At 46.5% G+C, this 15,403-nt stretch carries 11 protein-coding genes; 9 read left to right on the plus strand and 2 right to left on the minus strand.

Going from position 1 to position 15,403, the window contains the following annotated elements; all coding sequences use genetic code 11:
- Positions 1-109: 109 nt before the first annotated feature.
- Positions 110-1,513 (plus strand): APC family permease, encoded by a 1,404-nt coding sequence (locus DMB44_RS04865; protein WP_110641456.1) that lies wholly within the window; start codon positions 110-112, stop codon positions 1,511-1,513.
- Positions 1,514-1,593: 80 nt separating this feature from the next.
- Positions 1,594-2,475, plus strand: a complete 882-nt coding sequence (gene pip / locus DMB44_RS04870) for a proline iminopeptidase (RefSeq protein WP_110641458.1) — start codon at positions 1,594-1,596, stop codon at positions 2,473-2,475.
- Positions 2,476-2,627: 152 nt separating this feature from the next.
- Here the strand turns inward: pip and DMB44_RS04875 are convergent, their stop codons facing one another.
- On the minus strand, positions 2,628-3,500 hold the full coding sequence (locus DMB44_RS04875) for a diacylglycerol kinase family protein (protein ID WP_110641408.1): 873 nt from the start codon (positions 3,498-3,500) through the stop codon (positions 2,628-2,630).
- A 35-nt stretch (positions 3,501-3,535) separates the two neighbouring features.
- Entirely contained in the window at positions 3,536-5,071 is a 1,536-nt protein-coding gene (locus DMB44_RS04880) for an FAD-binding oxidoreductase (protein WP_161952100.1), read from the minus strand.
- 494 nt (positions 5,072-5,565) lie between these two features.
- On the opposite strand from DMB44_RS04880, the gene DMB44_RS04890 reads away from it, so the two are divergent.
- The 7 genes from DMB44_RS04890 to DMB44_RS04920 all read left to right on the plus strand — a co-directional run bounded on the left by DMB44_RS04890 (position 5,566) and on the right by DMB44_RS04920 (position 15,402).
- A complete protein-coding gene (locus DMB44_RS04890) occupies positions 5,566-7,041 on the plus strand; it encodes a glycerol-3-phosphate dehydrogenase/oxidase (protein WP_110641414.1) in 1,476 nt (491 codons plus the stop codon).
- A 58-nt stretch (positions 7,042-7,099) separates the two neighbouring features.
- Complete coding sequence (locus DMB44_RS04895; RefSeq protein WP_110641416.1) at positions 7,100-7,522, plus strand: SCP2 sterol-binding domain-containing protein; 423 nt, start codon at positions 7,100-7,102, stop codon at positions 7,520-7,522.
- Positions 7,523-7,526: 4 nt separating this feature from the next.
- Entirely contained in the window at positions 7,527-8,633 is a 1,107-nt protein-coding gene (locus tag DMB44_RS04900; RefSeq protein WP_110641418.1) for an iron-containing alcohol dehydrogenase, read from the plus strand.
- A 1-nt stretch (position 8,634) separates the two neighbouring features.
- Positions 8,635-10,398, plus strand: coding sequence for an aldehyde ferredoxin oxidoreductase family protein (locus DMB44_RS04905; protein ID WP_161952101.1), 1,764 nt, complete (start codon positions 8,635-8,637; stop codon positions 10,396-10,398).
- Positions 10,399-10,549: 151 nt separating this feature from the next.
- Entirely contained in the window at positions 10,550-12,574 is a 2,025-nt protein-coding gene (locus tag DMB44_RS04910; protein WP_110641422.1) for an ATP-dependent DNA helicase, read from the plus strand.
- Positions 12,552-13,532 (plus strand): class I SAM-dependent methyltransferase family protein, encoded by a 981-nt coding sequence (locus DMB44_RS04915; protein ID WP_110641424.1) that lies wholly within the window; start codon positions 12,552-12,554, stop codon positions 13,530-13,532. Before DMB44_RS04910 ends, DMB44_RS04915 begins: the two co-directional genes overlap by 23 nt.
- Before the next feature lie 562 nt (positions 13,533-14,094).
- Entirely contained in the window at positions 14,095-15,402 is a 1,308-nt protein-coding gene (locus tag DMB44_RS04920; protein ID WP_110641426.1) for an FAD-dependent oxidoreductase, read from the plus strand.
- The last annotated feature ends 1 nt before the right edge of the window (position 15,403 follow it).

Below are 15,403 nucleotides of genomic sequence, written 5' to 3' on the forward strand. Positions count from 1 at the left end.
ATAATATATACAATAGAACTCAAATTTATATATTTTTAAATTACTTTCAGTAATATATGATTAAGAAAAGATTATATAATTGATAATCGTTGCCCTGACTGGTATTATCATGGCAAAGACTCTCAGAAGGAATGTGTTAAACTTCAGAGAAGTTATGTTTCAGGGGGTTGCCGCTTCGGCACCGGCAGGCGCTGCGGTGGCTACCATGACCGGCTCCGCAGCTTTTGCACTGGGATCCCTTCCACTGGCTGCAGTGGTAGCTTTCGTTATCGTGTTCCTGAACGCCGTCATAATCAGGAAGATATCCAACCATGTTGCCGGCCCAGGGGGATACTACGATTACATAAAGAGCGGTTTCGGAGGCGGAGTCGGATCGTTCTCCGGATGGATCTACATACTGTATCAGATAGCCGCCCTCGCATTCATATCCCTATCCATAGCCGTATTCGTTCCAGCACTGCTGAGCTATATATACGGTATAACAGTTCCGTCCTATCTATGGATACCGCTGCTGATAGCATCCGCCGCATTCGGATATGTCGTCTCATTCCTCGGCATCAAAGGTTCGCTTAGATATGTTTCAGTTATGGGATCGCTGGAAATAGCCGTAGTGGTTTTTATAGGTCTATTCATAATACTGAGCCATCCATCCATCAACACCGCCAGCGTCTTCACATTGAAGTATGATTCATATGGTGTAAGCGGTATAGCTCTCGGCGTTCTGTTCATGTACACCGCCTTCTCAGGTTTCGGTGGAATGACGCCACTAGGTGAAGAGGCAAGGGATGCCAAAAGAATGATAGGCAACGCAGTTGTATTTTCCTCCATAGTCCTTGGCATATTCTTCGTCTTTGCAGCCTACGCCTTTACGGTTGGTTGGGGCCCTGCAAATATGGAATCCTATGCAAACAATCTGGTACCCGGTATAAAACTTGCTCAGGTGGACATTGGACTTTGGGCGGCCATCCTCATAACCATATTCTACATAAACAGCATACTAACGGACAACGTTACCTTTTCCAACAGCGTTGCACGAATAACGCTGTCCATGAGCAGGGATGGCATCCTTCCTTCATCGCTCTCAAAGGTTCATGACAGGAGAAGGACACCGCATCTTGCCGGCCTTGTCATGGTGGCTGCAGCGGTTCTCATAGGCTTTCTCAGCGTGGAATTCCTTGGACCGTTCGGAGGCTTTCTGTTCACTGGCGTTCTTTCAACGTTGGCGGCCCTTCTGGTACATATGATAGCAAATCTCTCGCTTCCGGCCATATTGAGGAAGAAAGGGCAGAGAATAGGCCTTCCGAATATAGCACTTCCCGTTGCTGTTACGGCGATACTGATTTATGTATTCTACGGCACATTCATCTCAATATCGCCGCCGGTCATAGCTGCCTCCTTATCCTTCGCGGCATGGGCGCTGTTCTCCGCGGTGTACTCATATGTGAAAGGGAGAAACGCCAAGATCTCAGAAATGGCATTTAATGAAGAGCGTGCCGAGGCTGTTGAAGATTGAGATCCAAATTCTATCTATTTATGATCTAAATTTATATTTAACTTTTTCTTAATGTCATTGATTGGTATCGGTGTATGGAAATGTCTGATGAATGCACAGAAAATTATGCCAAGGTTAACGGAATATACATATATTACAAGCTCTGCAGAGCCGATGACGAAAAGGCAAAACTCATGACAATGCATGGTGGACCAGGGATGTCCCATGACTATCTGTTATCTCTCAGGGATCTTACTAAACAAGGTATAACCGTGCTTTTCTATGATCAGTTTGGATGCGGGAGATCGGAAGAACCAGATGTATCGAACTTCACCATAGACTATGGAGTCGAAGAGGCGGAGGGGCTCCGTTCTAAAATTTTTGGCGACGAAAAGGTGTTCCTTATGGGATCATCCTATGGTGGCGCCCTTGCGCTCGCCTACGCCGTGAAATACCAGAACCATCTGAAGGGCCTGATAATATCCGGTGGACTATCATCCGTTCCGCTCACCGTCAAGGAGATGAACAGACTGATCGATGAACTTCCGAGCAAGTACAGGGAAGCCATAAGGAAATATGGATCTGCCGGCATATATGATAATCCTGAGTATCAGGAAGCAGTCAACTACTTCTACCATCAGCACCTTCTCAGATCGGAGGACTGGCCTCCAGAAGTTATGAAATCGCTGGAATATGCTGAGAGAAGAAATGTGTACAGGATAATGAACGGTCCGAATGAATTCACCATAACCGGAACGATCAGGGACTGGGACATAACGGAGAAGATCTCATCCATAAAGGTGCCTACCCTGATAACTGTTGGCGAGTACGATGAGGTAACTCCAACGGTAGCCAGAGCTATACATGAAAGGATATCTGGGTCAGAACTCCATGTATTCAAGGATTGCTCGCACCTGACTATGTGGGAGGATCGTGACGGTTACAATAAACTTCTAGCCGACTTTATAATCAATCATGCATAATTTTTCATCCACCAACTGTCAACGTTTGGTACATGGCCGTTTTTCTCGCAGGTAGGTATCTGCATTTATGATTTTTGAACTACCCCACGCTCATGGAAAGAGACTTTCGCCTCATAGCCCCTCTATAAACGAGGTACCTTTCGATTTACCTATCATCTTACAATGAAACTGATCTGACCTGCAACCGATACGTTGATCGGAGTACGCCCGATAACCTCACCGTCTGCCTCAACCAGATGACCCCGACTTTTCACGGATACGGACCTTCCCCTGAAGCTGTGTGCATAACCTCTATCGATGTAAGAGCCATCTACAAGATACCGTAGATTCATTACTGTTTTCATCTTTGAAAAAGGCGTCAACAGGTGAATATCGAGCAGGCCGTCATTTATAGCGGATTTGGGAGAAGCCATCATTCCTCCGCCGAAATACTTTCCATTGGCCAGTATAGCTTCAATGGTGGAGATCGTTTTGTCCTCCCCATCGATGCTTATGGACAGATCAAAGGGATGCATCTTCCAGATGGTTGAGAAAACTCCGACGCTGAATGATCGCCTCCCAAAATACTTATGCGAATTAACATAATCCATAACCTCTGCACCAAAACCTATCTCCAGGATATTCAGATAATATCTGCGCCTCATATCAGATAGGTTAATTTCGAATACGTCAACTGGAGAAATGTTTCCAGCTTTCATTGCAGCTATGAAATCTTCGAGGGTCCTTATTCCTATGCTTTTTCCAAAATCTGAACCCGTCCCAAGGGGTAAAACCGCCACTTTAACGTTTTTATCAACTATGCCATTGACCACCTCGTTCAAGGTACCATCCCCACCACATGATACCACCACATCGAATTCGTCCTCTGACAATTTACTAGCGATCTCTGTGGCATGACCGGGACGTTTTGTGATCTCATAGGAGTGTTCTCCAAGATGATCGAATATGATTTTGCGATTGCTTTCCCAAGCAGTTCCAGCTCTGCCATGCCCGGCTGATGGGTTCACTATGAATAATGCTCTCATTGATCAAGTCATCAAAGATTTGCTATAAATAACTTTCATTTTATAATTTGAGGATTCAGCATGTTGTCTGGATCAAGGAAATGTTTTAGCTGGCTCATCAGCTCGAATGCAGACCCCTTATACGCTGGAAGCAGATCGCTTAGATATTGGCCGATTCCATGATGATGCGATATGGATCCGCCAGATGCCAGTATAGCATTCAGAATTGCACCCCTTAACGATCTCAACACATCAGCCTTGTTCTTTCTGGAGTAGAAAAGGAAGGTGAAGTACAGCGCAGTTCCAGATATATACTCATGCGAGGCATGGCACATTATGATGGAAGGTATCTTCAGCCTATCAGATTCATTTCTGAATGCGGATACAACTGCAGAATAAAGATCTTGTGCCTTTGACCAGAGAACGGATGTCTCTATAGTATCAGCTATTATGCCATGCCTGATCAGTTCATTGTAAAGATACGGTCTATCGAACCTAGTCCTAGACCACATTTTGGCAGGAGCAGGTCCAAGTCCTACTCCTCCCTTGATATCTATCTTACTATCGTCCATAACTACGAGTATAGATCCGCTGTCATGAACGCCTCTGTATCTCAGATATGATCGGAAGAGTCTGTATGCGGCGGAATCGCCCGCCGCAAGGAGAGACAGCGACGTTTCCTGATCGTCCGATAGCCTGGCCACCATTCTGGATCTTCCAGATGTAAATTCATTTCTCAGCACCTCGAGACCTTCAGAAAAATTCCTGAACATATACGCTTTATAATAATAACGATCCGGCACCCTTCTGACCTTCAGCCAGGCCCTTGTTATGATTCCGAACGTACCTTCGCTGCCGATTCCTATATCCGCAACCCTGAAAAACGCAGATTCGGCTGGTACGACATGATCCGTGAACGTACCTCGTGGCGATATCATTTTTATGCCCAGAACCATGTCTCTTACCTTGCCGTATCTATTTGACTCCTGCCCCGCCGCATTGGTTGCGATCCATCCTCCAAGCGTGGAGAACTGGAATGATTCTGGAAAATTTCCTAGCGTAAGTCCACGCTCGTTGAGCCTCCTTTCAATATCTGGTCCCAGAAGGCCGGATCCTGCTTCAAGAACCATTGATCTTTCATCCAGATTGAAGACGTTCAAATTTCTGGTGTCCAGGCTTACAGCATAGCCGTGCTGACTGTTCGGCCTCAGGCCACCGGTGACCGATGTTCCGCCACCATAAGATATTATGATTCCCTTTCCTCTGAGCTTATTCATTATGCATTCAATCTCGTCTTCCTCAGGATATATTACTGCGTCGACTATTGGAACATCAACGCCATCCATTATTGATGCATATTCCATTGCACTTTTTCCCATGGAATGCAGTATCCTATCCTCTGACCTGAATGAAATTCTGTCCGGAGGTAGACATTGTGAGATCAATGATAGAAGCTCCGAATTCTCCCCCAAATTTTTCCTTCTGTAGATCCCGTCCCATTCTATTACGTCACTGACTCCGAATCTATTCTTTATATAATCTAGTATGATCTTATCCGATGCAGATTCACGATCTTCCCTGCCCCAGATCATCCGTGCTCCATTATCCATTTTGAGATGACCTCCACATCCACAATATGAAACATCTCTATCCGTTATATGTCGCTTGGACCCTGTTTGGAAACCCGCTGACTGGAATATTGCCCGTGTGTTCTCTCCAGCGGATGATTGATTCTATCTTCGTCCACGGTCTCTTCATTCTTTGCAGCCACAGTGTATTCTGCGGATTATCTTCACTTCGGCCTGAGCGTTCCGTCTGCAGAGCGCTTTCATATTTTATCCTCAGGATCTTACCAAAAATATAGGACATGATCGGATAAACTTATCGCAAAGGGCCTGTACCCAGAACAGAAAGAAAAACCCATAAGACCAGTCAAATAGACGCATAATGCATCGTTCCAGCCTGATCTGATTTGCTCTTGTTCAAGATACGATCTAAACGCACTGCGAGAACTTTAAAGATCTTTTCCACATAATGTCAAGCGCTAACTTTAAATTGATAGGTATGCTGAGTCTCCAGAAGGCCGATGAACAAGCAGATTCTGGAATACAGGGCTAAAGCGGTATCCATGATGAAGCAGGGCGTGGATGTGCTTATAATCGGGGGAGGGATCACCGGATCAGGTATATTCAACGCCCTCTCAAATTCAGGATTGAAAGTTGCACTTGTGGAAGCCAGAGACTTCGCTTCTGGTACAAGCAGCAGATCTTCGAAACTGATACATGGTGGCCTGAGATACATCGCAAACGGTCAGTTCTCCGTTGTGATGGATTCAGTCAGGGAAAGAGATTTTCTCATCGGACATACGGATCTCGTTGGAAGGAAAAATTTCCTGATACCAATCGATGCAAATTCCTGGTCCAGAAATACTCTGAGATTCGGATTGTGGCTTTACTCATTCTTCTCAAAGGAGATCAAGGCAAAATGGTATTCAAGAGAGGAACTCTCCGCAGAATATCCTTTCCTTGTCCATACTCCTCAGATGGGCGGCTATGTGTATGCAGAGGGTGTGGTCAACGATGCCAGACTGGTTGTGGATAACATTCTCTCTTCCATAGGAGAAAGATCATGGGCGATCAATTATGCAGAGATCCGGAGTATAAATTTCGATTGCGAACGCGCCTCATCCGCGATAGTTGTGGATAAGCTTACTGGCGACCGTTTTGAAGTACCCTTCAGGTTCCTTGTAAACTCAGCTGGACCTTGGGTTGGCGATATTTTCAGGATGATGTCGGATCACTATCCTGAACTTGAAGAGGCCGCAAAATTGATCAAGCTTAGCAAAGGCGATCACATAATAATAAAGAAAGATCTTTTCCCGGTCGATATAGCCATCGCACTCAGATCACCCATTGACGGCAGACAAGTGTTCATCATCCCAAGAGGCGATGTATCCATCATAGGTACCACGGAGAAAGAATATGACGGCGATCCAGCCATGGTTTCGCCAGAAGAGGAAGATGTAAAGTACCTCATAGACTCTGTCAAGGGATATGTGCCAGGACTGAAAAGATCAGACGTTATCAATGCCTATTCTGGTCTTCGGCCACTGTTCGGCAAGGGAGATCCGGGAAAGATAAGCAGGGAGTATCGCATAATCAAGGCTGGAAACACAGTAAATGTTGTCGGAGGAAAGCTCACGACCTACAGAACAATAGCGATCAAAATATCAAGGGAAATACTGAGAGAATTCGATGTTAAGGCGGAACCAGCCATCTCGCTAAAATACAGAAGACGGATAGATGATGTAAAGGACGAAATAATAAGGCAATATGGCCAGATGGACGATGATGAGATCAGCTACGCCTATGACATTCTATACGAGGGCGCCATTCATGCCGATGACATATTGTGGAGGAGGGAGGGCCATTTCATCTTTTCAGAAGATTCCGGAAGATCAAAGATTGAGCGGTGCATAGATGTCATGAAGAGGATCAACGGAATCTCAGAAGATGAAGCAGAACGCGAAAAGATCAATTATCTCAACTTGATATACAGATAGCGATCGATCTTCAAATCGTTTAGAAAAATCTATATAGCAATGTACTTATATATATCGTATGGCAGAAGAGATATTGTTTCCATCACAGACATGGGTGGATGAATACTGCAGAAGGCTATCGGAATCGCCTGATTATAACAAGGCAGGCAAGGGCTGGAAAGATCCCATAATGTTCACGATTTCTGATACCGGTTCATTATCAGAAAAACCAGAATTCGGATCCTTCACCCTTTATCTGAGGGATGGAAAATGCGAGAAGTGCGAAGTCATAAAGGAAGGAGAAGGATCGGCACCATTCGTGCTCACTGCAACCTATGCAAACTGGAGGAAGATCATAGATGGAAAGATAAATCCGACACAGGCCATGCTTACCGGCCAGCTTAAGGTTAAGGGAAACATGGCTCTCATCCTGAGGTACGCATCTGCAGCCATAGCCATGGTCAAGGTGGCACAGAGCATACCCACCAAATACCTGGCGTGATATCATGGGTATCATAACTCTGCCAAGAAAGATATATCAGCAGAGGGACATCATAGAATCTATCAGGGATAGCCTGCAGCTTAGGGAACCCGTGCTTGTTGTCACCGACAAGAACATCATGAAAATTTTCGGGGATAGAATAAGAAGATCCATGGACGGAACGAATTATCGCGTGATTGATGACGTCAGGCCGGAGCCGGAGATCACCGCGATTGAGTCAGCCTATTCAAGCCTCTCAGGATTTCAACCACGAACGATAATTGCCATTGGCGGCGGAAGCGTGATAGACTTCGCCAAGTCGCTGGATGTTAAGATATCGTACTCAGATAGAAGCATCGCGGAGATCAATCCTTTCGAGATCCTTGATCTCAAAGCTGAACTCATAGCCGTTCCTACAACGTCTGGAACCGGGAGTGACGTCTCCTTTGGGATAGTGGTCAACGATCAGGGCAGAAAACTCGCCCTTGGAAACTTCGATCTTGTGCCCTACATATCCATACTCGATGCTTCGCTTACACCCTCGGATCCAAACATCATAAGACCTACCGGCGTTGATGCTCTCGTTCACTCCTTTGAGGCGCTCACCGCCAATACATCAACAATATTCACCGATGCTCTAGCTGAGAAGGCCATAGAGACCATATTTGATAATATAGAAGGTTCCATGAATGGAGATGAAAGCGCACGCGATAATATGCATCTGGCCGCAACCATGGCTGGCATCGCCTTCACCAACAGCGGGACCGCTCTGGCCCATGCGTTGGGCCACAGCTTTGGATCCACGCATCATGTTGTTCACGGTACATGCGTTGGCCTGTTCCTGCCCTACGTGATAGAATTCAATTCTACAGACGATCCGTCCAGACGCAAATATGAGAGGATTGCCAAACGCCTGGGCTACAGTGATGCTGTGTCTGCATTAAAGGATCTGTATGCGAGGATAGGACAGCCCGTCAGTGTGAGGGATCTGGGAATAGACAGGAGGCGCTACCTGGCAAGCATCGATGAGATGGTAGAAAAGGCCCTGGCAGACAGCGAACTTGCTTTCAATCCAGTGATCGCCGGCGAGGATGACATCAGATCCATATATCTTAAGGCCTACGGTGATTGATTTGCCAGGTTTCTGGAACAGGATTCTCTTCATCGATCTGACACGCGGTGATGCATGGACGGATGGAATCCCAGAGGAAGTCTGGGAAAGATACGTAGGCGGAGTCGGTGTAGGATCATATCTCTTCACCAGATACGGCGGTAACTTCGATCCCTTTTCGGAAAAAAATCCTCTGATAATAACGACAGGACCTCTGGTCGGGACTGCCTTTCCAAATTCCGGAAGGCATGAAGTTGTGAGCAGAAGCCCCCTGACGACGTTTCTGGGGGAATCCAATTCAGGTGGAAGATTCGGATTTGAACTCAAGAGATCCGGCTTTGATGGTATGGTGATCTCGGGAAAATCCGACGTCCCCGTTTCCATATTCATCAATGACGGAGAATTCAGAATAGTCAGAACACCGGAACTGTGGGGACTAGATATATACGAGACCCAGAAAAAGCTGAAGAAGGATAAGAACTACTCGGTAATGTGCATAGGACCGGCAGGTGAAAACCTTGTTCTGTTCTCATCAATAATGAATGATGAGGGCCGCGCAGCGGGAAGAACAGGACTCGGCGCCGTCATGGGTTCGAAGAAACTAAAGGCGATAGCTGTCTATGGAAGGAGGATCGTAGAGGTAAGCGACAGATTGGAATACAACCGTGTCGTAAAGGAGGCATCAAAATCCATTATCGAATCGCCAGTAGTATCCGGCTTCAGAAGCTATGGCAGCATGATCTGGATGGATGGAGGGATCGGTTTCAACGATATTCCAGCAAATTACTTCATGGATCGAAGATTCCAGTTCGACGATCTGAGCAGTATAAAGTTTCATGAGGATTACAATGTATCCAGCTATAACTGCGCGACCTGCGTGATAGGCTGCGGAAGGACTGTGAAATACGGCGGCATCAATATAGATGGGCCGGAATATGAAACTGTTGCTGCGTTAGGCCCATTGCTGGGAAACACGAGCTTCCAGAAAATACTAGACTGGAACCATGCCATAAACAGACTGGGCATGGACACCATCAGCACTGGCGTTATCATTTCAGCCCTGAGATATTTTGTAAAGTCAGGAGTCGTAAAGGATGAGCAGATAGAATCCTATTATTCGGACAACTTTGACAACATAGGCAGGATGATACTTGACATAGCCATGAGGAAGGGCCCTGGAAACAGGATAGCCGATGGCCTTTACAGGTACTCCACCTCTATGGGCATAGACAGGGATCTCATAGCGACAGTGAAAGGCCTGGAGATACCACTGCACGATCCCAGAGCCTTTAAACTGCAGGGCATAGTCTACGCAACATCCAGCAGGGGCGCGGATCACATGCAGGGCGACATGTATCAGATAGACATAGGCGGAGACCATCCAGATATAGGCATAGTCTCTGGTGACAGATTCAATGTGGACAGCGACGATCGCGTTAGAACAGTCATAAAGACCCAGGATTTCAGGCAGATATACAATTCCCTCATAGTCTGCTATTATGCACAGCCGGATCCGTCCCTTCTTGCATCGGCCTACAGTCTTTCCACCGGGATTTCAGCCTCAATAAACGATCTCATGGATCGTGGATCGGAGATAGTGAATTTGAAGAGGAAGATAAACGAGGATCTGGGTCTAAAACCCGAGGATGACTGGCTCCCTGCCATTGTGAGAAGACCTGTGGATGGCGAACCCCCAGAGTCAGGTATGAGCAACGAAGAGCTGATCTCAATTTTGCAGAAATATTACGCCCTTCGCGGTTGGGGCAAGTACAGGCCGCCATCATGATCGGCCCTGTACGCGATGTCCTATACATCCAATATTTACGTGAAAACGGTGATCCCTGAAGAACGCAAATATCATGCGCTTCAGCTGAAGGGCATATAATGGGCATCGCCATGAGTCTCAACCTTTTTATATCTATCAGTTATGGTGCAGCGTGAAGATCAGCGAACTGGGTTATGATCGGGCTTTCCTCCAGCTGTTCGATGGAAATGATTTTCAGCTTTACGATCATCAGCTGATGGCGATAGAGCAGCTTAGGAAGGGAAAGAACGTCATTGTCAGTGTGCCGACGGCAGCTGGCAAGACTCTCATTGCCTATTCGGCAATATATGAAACTTTCCAGAGAAATCTCAAATCCATATACATTGTACCGCTAAGGTCGCTGGCAATGGAAAAATATTCTGAACTTTCCCGACTCAGAGATCTTGGCCTGAAGGTAAAGATGTCCATAGGTGATTATGACGATACACCAGACTTTATCAGAAGATACGATGCAGTCATCTTGACATCCGAAAAGGCCGATTCGCTCATGCACCATGATCCTTCCATGCTGAACGATGTAGGCCTCATGGTGATCGATGAGATACACACCATCGGGGATGAAAGCCGCGGACCCACCCTGGAAACGGTCGCATCGGTTGCAAGATATGTCAACCCCGACATGAGGATGCTTGCACTTTCTGCAACTGTTTCCAATGCAGCTGAGATGGCAAAATGGCTCAACGCATCCCTCATAAGGAGCGACTTCAGACCCGTACCACTGAAGACGGGGATCATCTACAGGGATCAGCTCTACCTTGATGGTAAGAGAAGGTCCGGAGTCAGCGTTAACCAGATCATAAAGGAGACTGTGGAAGATCAGGGACAGGTTCTGATGTTTGTCAGCTCCAGGAAGAAGGCTGAAGATAATGCGAGGGATCTGGCGCAGATATTCGATCCAAGCCTGAATATAAAGATAGCCTCCGACGATTCCAGCGTCTATGACGATATGCTCAATGAAATTCTACCAAGGGGCGTGGCATTTCATCATGCAGGACTCAGCAACGACCAGCGTACCTTCATAGAGAAGGAATTCAGATCCAGACGCATAAAGGTGATAGTGGCCACTCCTACGCTGGCCGCAGGCGTTAACCTTCCGGCACGCCTCGTCATAGTCAGGGACATAACCAGATGGGGATACGACGGCATCTCGTATCTCACGAATATGGAGATAAAGCAGATGATTGGAAGGGCCGGAAGGCCTGGATACGACAGCTTCGGCGTTGGCCTCATATATGTCTCCTCGCCGTCCAGCTATGAGGCCGCAAAGGAATACCTCTCAACCGATCCTGAACCCGTGATCTCGTACCTTGGAAATGACGCGAAGGTAAGATTCAATGCCCTGGCGACCATATCGATGGGTCTCGCAAGATCACCCGAAGACATAATGAAATTCTATGAGACCACCTTCTATTTTTCACAGAACGGCAAAAACATGCTCGAAGAGAAGATCAATGCCTCACTGAAATTTCTCGAGAGCAACGGCTTCATAAAGCGAACACCTGAGCTGAAGACCACCCAGCTGGGAAAGATCACGAGCGATCTTTACATAGATCCAGAAAGCGCACTGAGACTTGTCGATTTCTTCAGCGGTCCCTCGGACATAGAACATGCGCTGTATCACATCTCGATCTGCAGAGAGATGATACCGTTCAACATCAAAGACGATTTTTCCGCTATGGAGTTTCTGGATGATATAGGTATGATCGACGGCGATATAGATGCAGCCAAGACTGCCATAGTGTTGAGGGACTGGATCAATGAGGCGTCCTACAGGCTCCTCTATGATCGTTATGGAATAGCTCCTGGAGACGTGCAGGCAAGGATTTCAATGGCTGACTGGCTCTCCTATTCACTTGCAAAACTATCCTCCATATACAAGCCAGAGGTTCGCAGAATGCTGGAGATACTCAATCTGCGTTTAAAGGAGGGCATCAGGGAGGATATTCTGGATCTGGTGCTCATACCAGGTGTTGGACGCGTGAGGGCCAGGAGACTGTACGATGCCGGTCTGAGAAGCATAGCAGACGTTGCAAGCGCTACGCCGGAGAGGATAAGATCCATCTACGGATTCTCAGATACGCTGGCAAATTCCGTGATAAGGAGGGCGAGATCCATTGCCTCCAAAGAAGTTCGTTAAGGCCCCCAAGAGTATGGCTGAAAAGATAATAACAGATCTCAGGGCGAAGGGCATTTTTGATCGGAATTTTTCCGTGATCAGGAATGGAGAATTCATCTACATCCCAGTGAGGGACGATTATTCTGGGGAACACATCGTCATCGATGCTGAGCCAAGGATCACGGTACCTTCGGCATCTGGTTCCTTCGATACGATCGGGAACATCGTCATAATGAAGCGATATGACGAAGCGCTGGCGCATGATATTCTGAAGACGCATAGAAATATTAGGAGCGTGTTCTACGATGATGGAGTCGCCGGATCCGAGAGGAAGAGGAAGCTTCGGCTCATAGCAGGCGATGGAAACACGGTGACCGAATACAGAGAAAATGGATGCAGCTTCATCATCGATATATCAAAAGCCTATTTCTCACCGAGACTAGCCACTGAAAGGCGCAGGCTCATAGATCAGGTTTCCGATGGCGAATTCATATTTGATATGTTCGCGGGCGTTGGGCCAATAAGCATAGAGATTGCCAGATACCACAGAGTCAGGATAATAGCCTCCGATATAAACTGCGAGGCCATAAATATGCTGCAGCAGAACATGACCAGAAATGCGCTTCGCGGAGTTATAGAACCTGTATGTGCCGATGCAAGATCGGTGGCCAGTGAAATATCTGAGGCCGATCGAGTCATCATGAACAATCCCACAGCATCATTCTCATTTCTGCCTGATGCATTGAAAACTGTAAGAGTAGGTGGTACAGTTAATTATTACGAATTCCTGGATCGATCAGGGCTTGAGTCGCGCCTTGTTGACCTTAAGTCGGTTGGTCTCGAACCAGTGGATATTCACCGTGTGCACTCATATTCAAAGACCATATCGCTTTACTCCATGACGTTGAAGAAAGGCATGCGAGGAACAGATCATCTTGATACTGTATCTAAATCCGATGAAAGACATTCCGATATATAGGCCGTTGATCACTAAATTCCTGATGAAATCATACTAGTTTAAGTTCGTTGAATATTAGTATTGGAGTTTTTCACAGAAAGATTTGAAAATCCTCAAAATCATGTAATTCAAGGATGTGAAATTTTATTATACATCCAGACTAAAATTCCATATGCATCCAAATATATCTGAGATGCAAGCCGCATGATCGATTGTCCGGTCAGTGTGCAGAAAACATATTTATAGGGGATATCACTCTCTTGTCCGGAGGTGGAATGTTTGGTCTTCAAGAAGATGGATTACGATGATGATTTCGATGACGAAGATGAAGATGAAGACGACGATGATTTTTAAGTTGATACGATCAACTTTGGGGAGCCTCAATTTAAAGATGTTATTAGAATTTTGCATGCTCCCCTTTAATCAGCTCTATCATTCCATGTCGCACCGCTCATGATGCAAAGATTTGTCGTTCTATAGAGACAGTATATTCTAATCAAATAATGACAGAAAAATACTCGAAATATCAGAACTTTCTGCGGAATTCAACAAATCTATATATCCCATATTTCAATGTTCCCGTATGGATATAGTTGTCATCGGTGGCGGTGCGGCAGGTATGGCAGCCGCATCAAAGGCGAAGAGAGTTAACAGAGACGCAAACGTTACCGTAATTGAATCTGGTTCATTTGTCTCCTATGCAGAATGCGGAATACCTTATTTCCTTCAGGGTATAGTGAAGAGCCCAAATGATCTTCTCCACTATCCACCTGAGGAGTTCACCCAGAAGAGGGGAATAAAAGTGATAACGGGCAGAGTTGTAACGAAGATCGATACAGCATCATTATCGGTTCTGCTTGATAACGGTACTGCAGTGAAATTTGATAGGCTCATAATTGCCACAGGTGCAAGGCCAAGGATACCACAAGGAATTGCGACAGGCGTCCTCGGTATACGCAGCCTTGAGAGTGCCATACGTCTTAAGGAGATCATCGACAGATCGAAAACTATAACAATAATAGGAGCAGGTGTGCTCGGCGTGGAGCTTGCCTCCACATTGACGGAAGCCGGAAAGAAGGTCAAGATCATATCGAAGTACGACAGGGTGATGCCTCAGCTCGATCCGGATATAGGAAAGATTCTCAACGATTATTTTGCATCGAGGGTTAGCGTTGAATTTTCATCCTCTCCTGTTGAGATAAGGCAAGATGAGGATCAGTATGCGATCAAGACGACCGTGGACGACCACCGATCAGACCTCGTCATAGCCGCAGTGGGCATAGTACCAAATTCAAACATTGCACAGGACGCAGGCATCAAGACTGATCCGCGCGGTGCAATAATAACTGATGAACACATGGAGACTTCTACGCCTGGAATATATGCCGCTGGAGACGTGGCAACCGTTAAGAACATCATCACGGGAGAAGAGGAGATGATGCCGCTAGCACAGATAGCTAACAAGGCTGGCAGGGTCGCTGGATCCAATGCCGCTGGTTCTGAGATGAACTTTCCCGGTGCAGTGGGTTCAACGCTGGTAAAGGTCTTCGACATGGAGGTTGGTTTCACAGGCCTTAACGAGAGGAGAGCTACTGCATCTGGCATTGAATTCGGTAAAACGTTGATAAAGGCGAAGAGCCGGGCAAATTACTATCCTGGAAAGGAGGATATCTACGTGAAGATACTCTACAGGAATTCGGATAAGAGGATCATAGGAGGGCAGGTTCTTGGAAAGGATGGGGCAGCATGGAGGCTCAATACATTGGCCACGGCGATATTTGCCGGATTCACTGTTGAAGATCTCTTCTATGATGATCTTGGCTATACTCCCCCCTTCGGGCCAGTATGGGATCCGCTCATCATAGCTGGAAGCGTATCGATGAGAGAATAGA

The organism is Thermoplasma sp. Kam2015, from assembly GCF_003205235.1.
Lineage (GTDB): Archaea > Thermoplasmatota > Thermoplasmata > Thermoplasmatales > Thermoplasmataceae > Thermoplasma.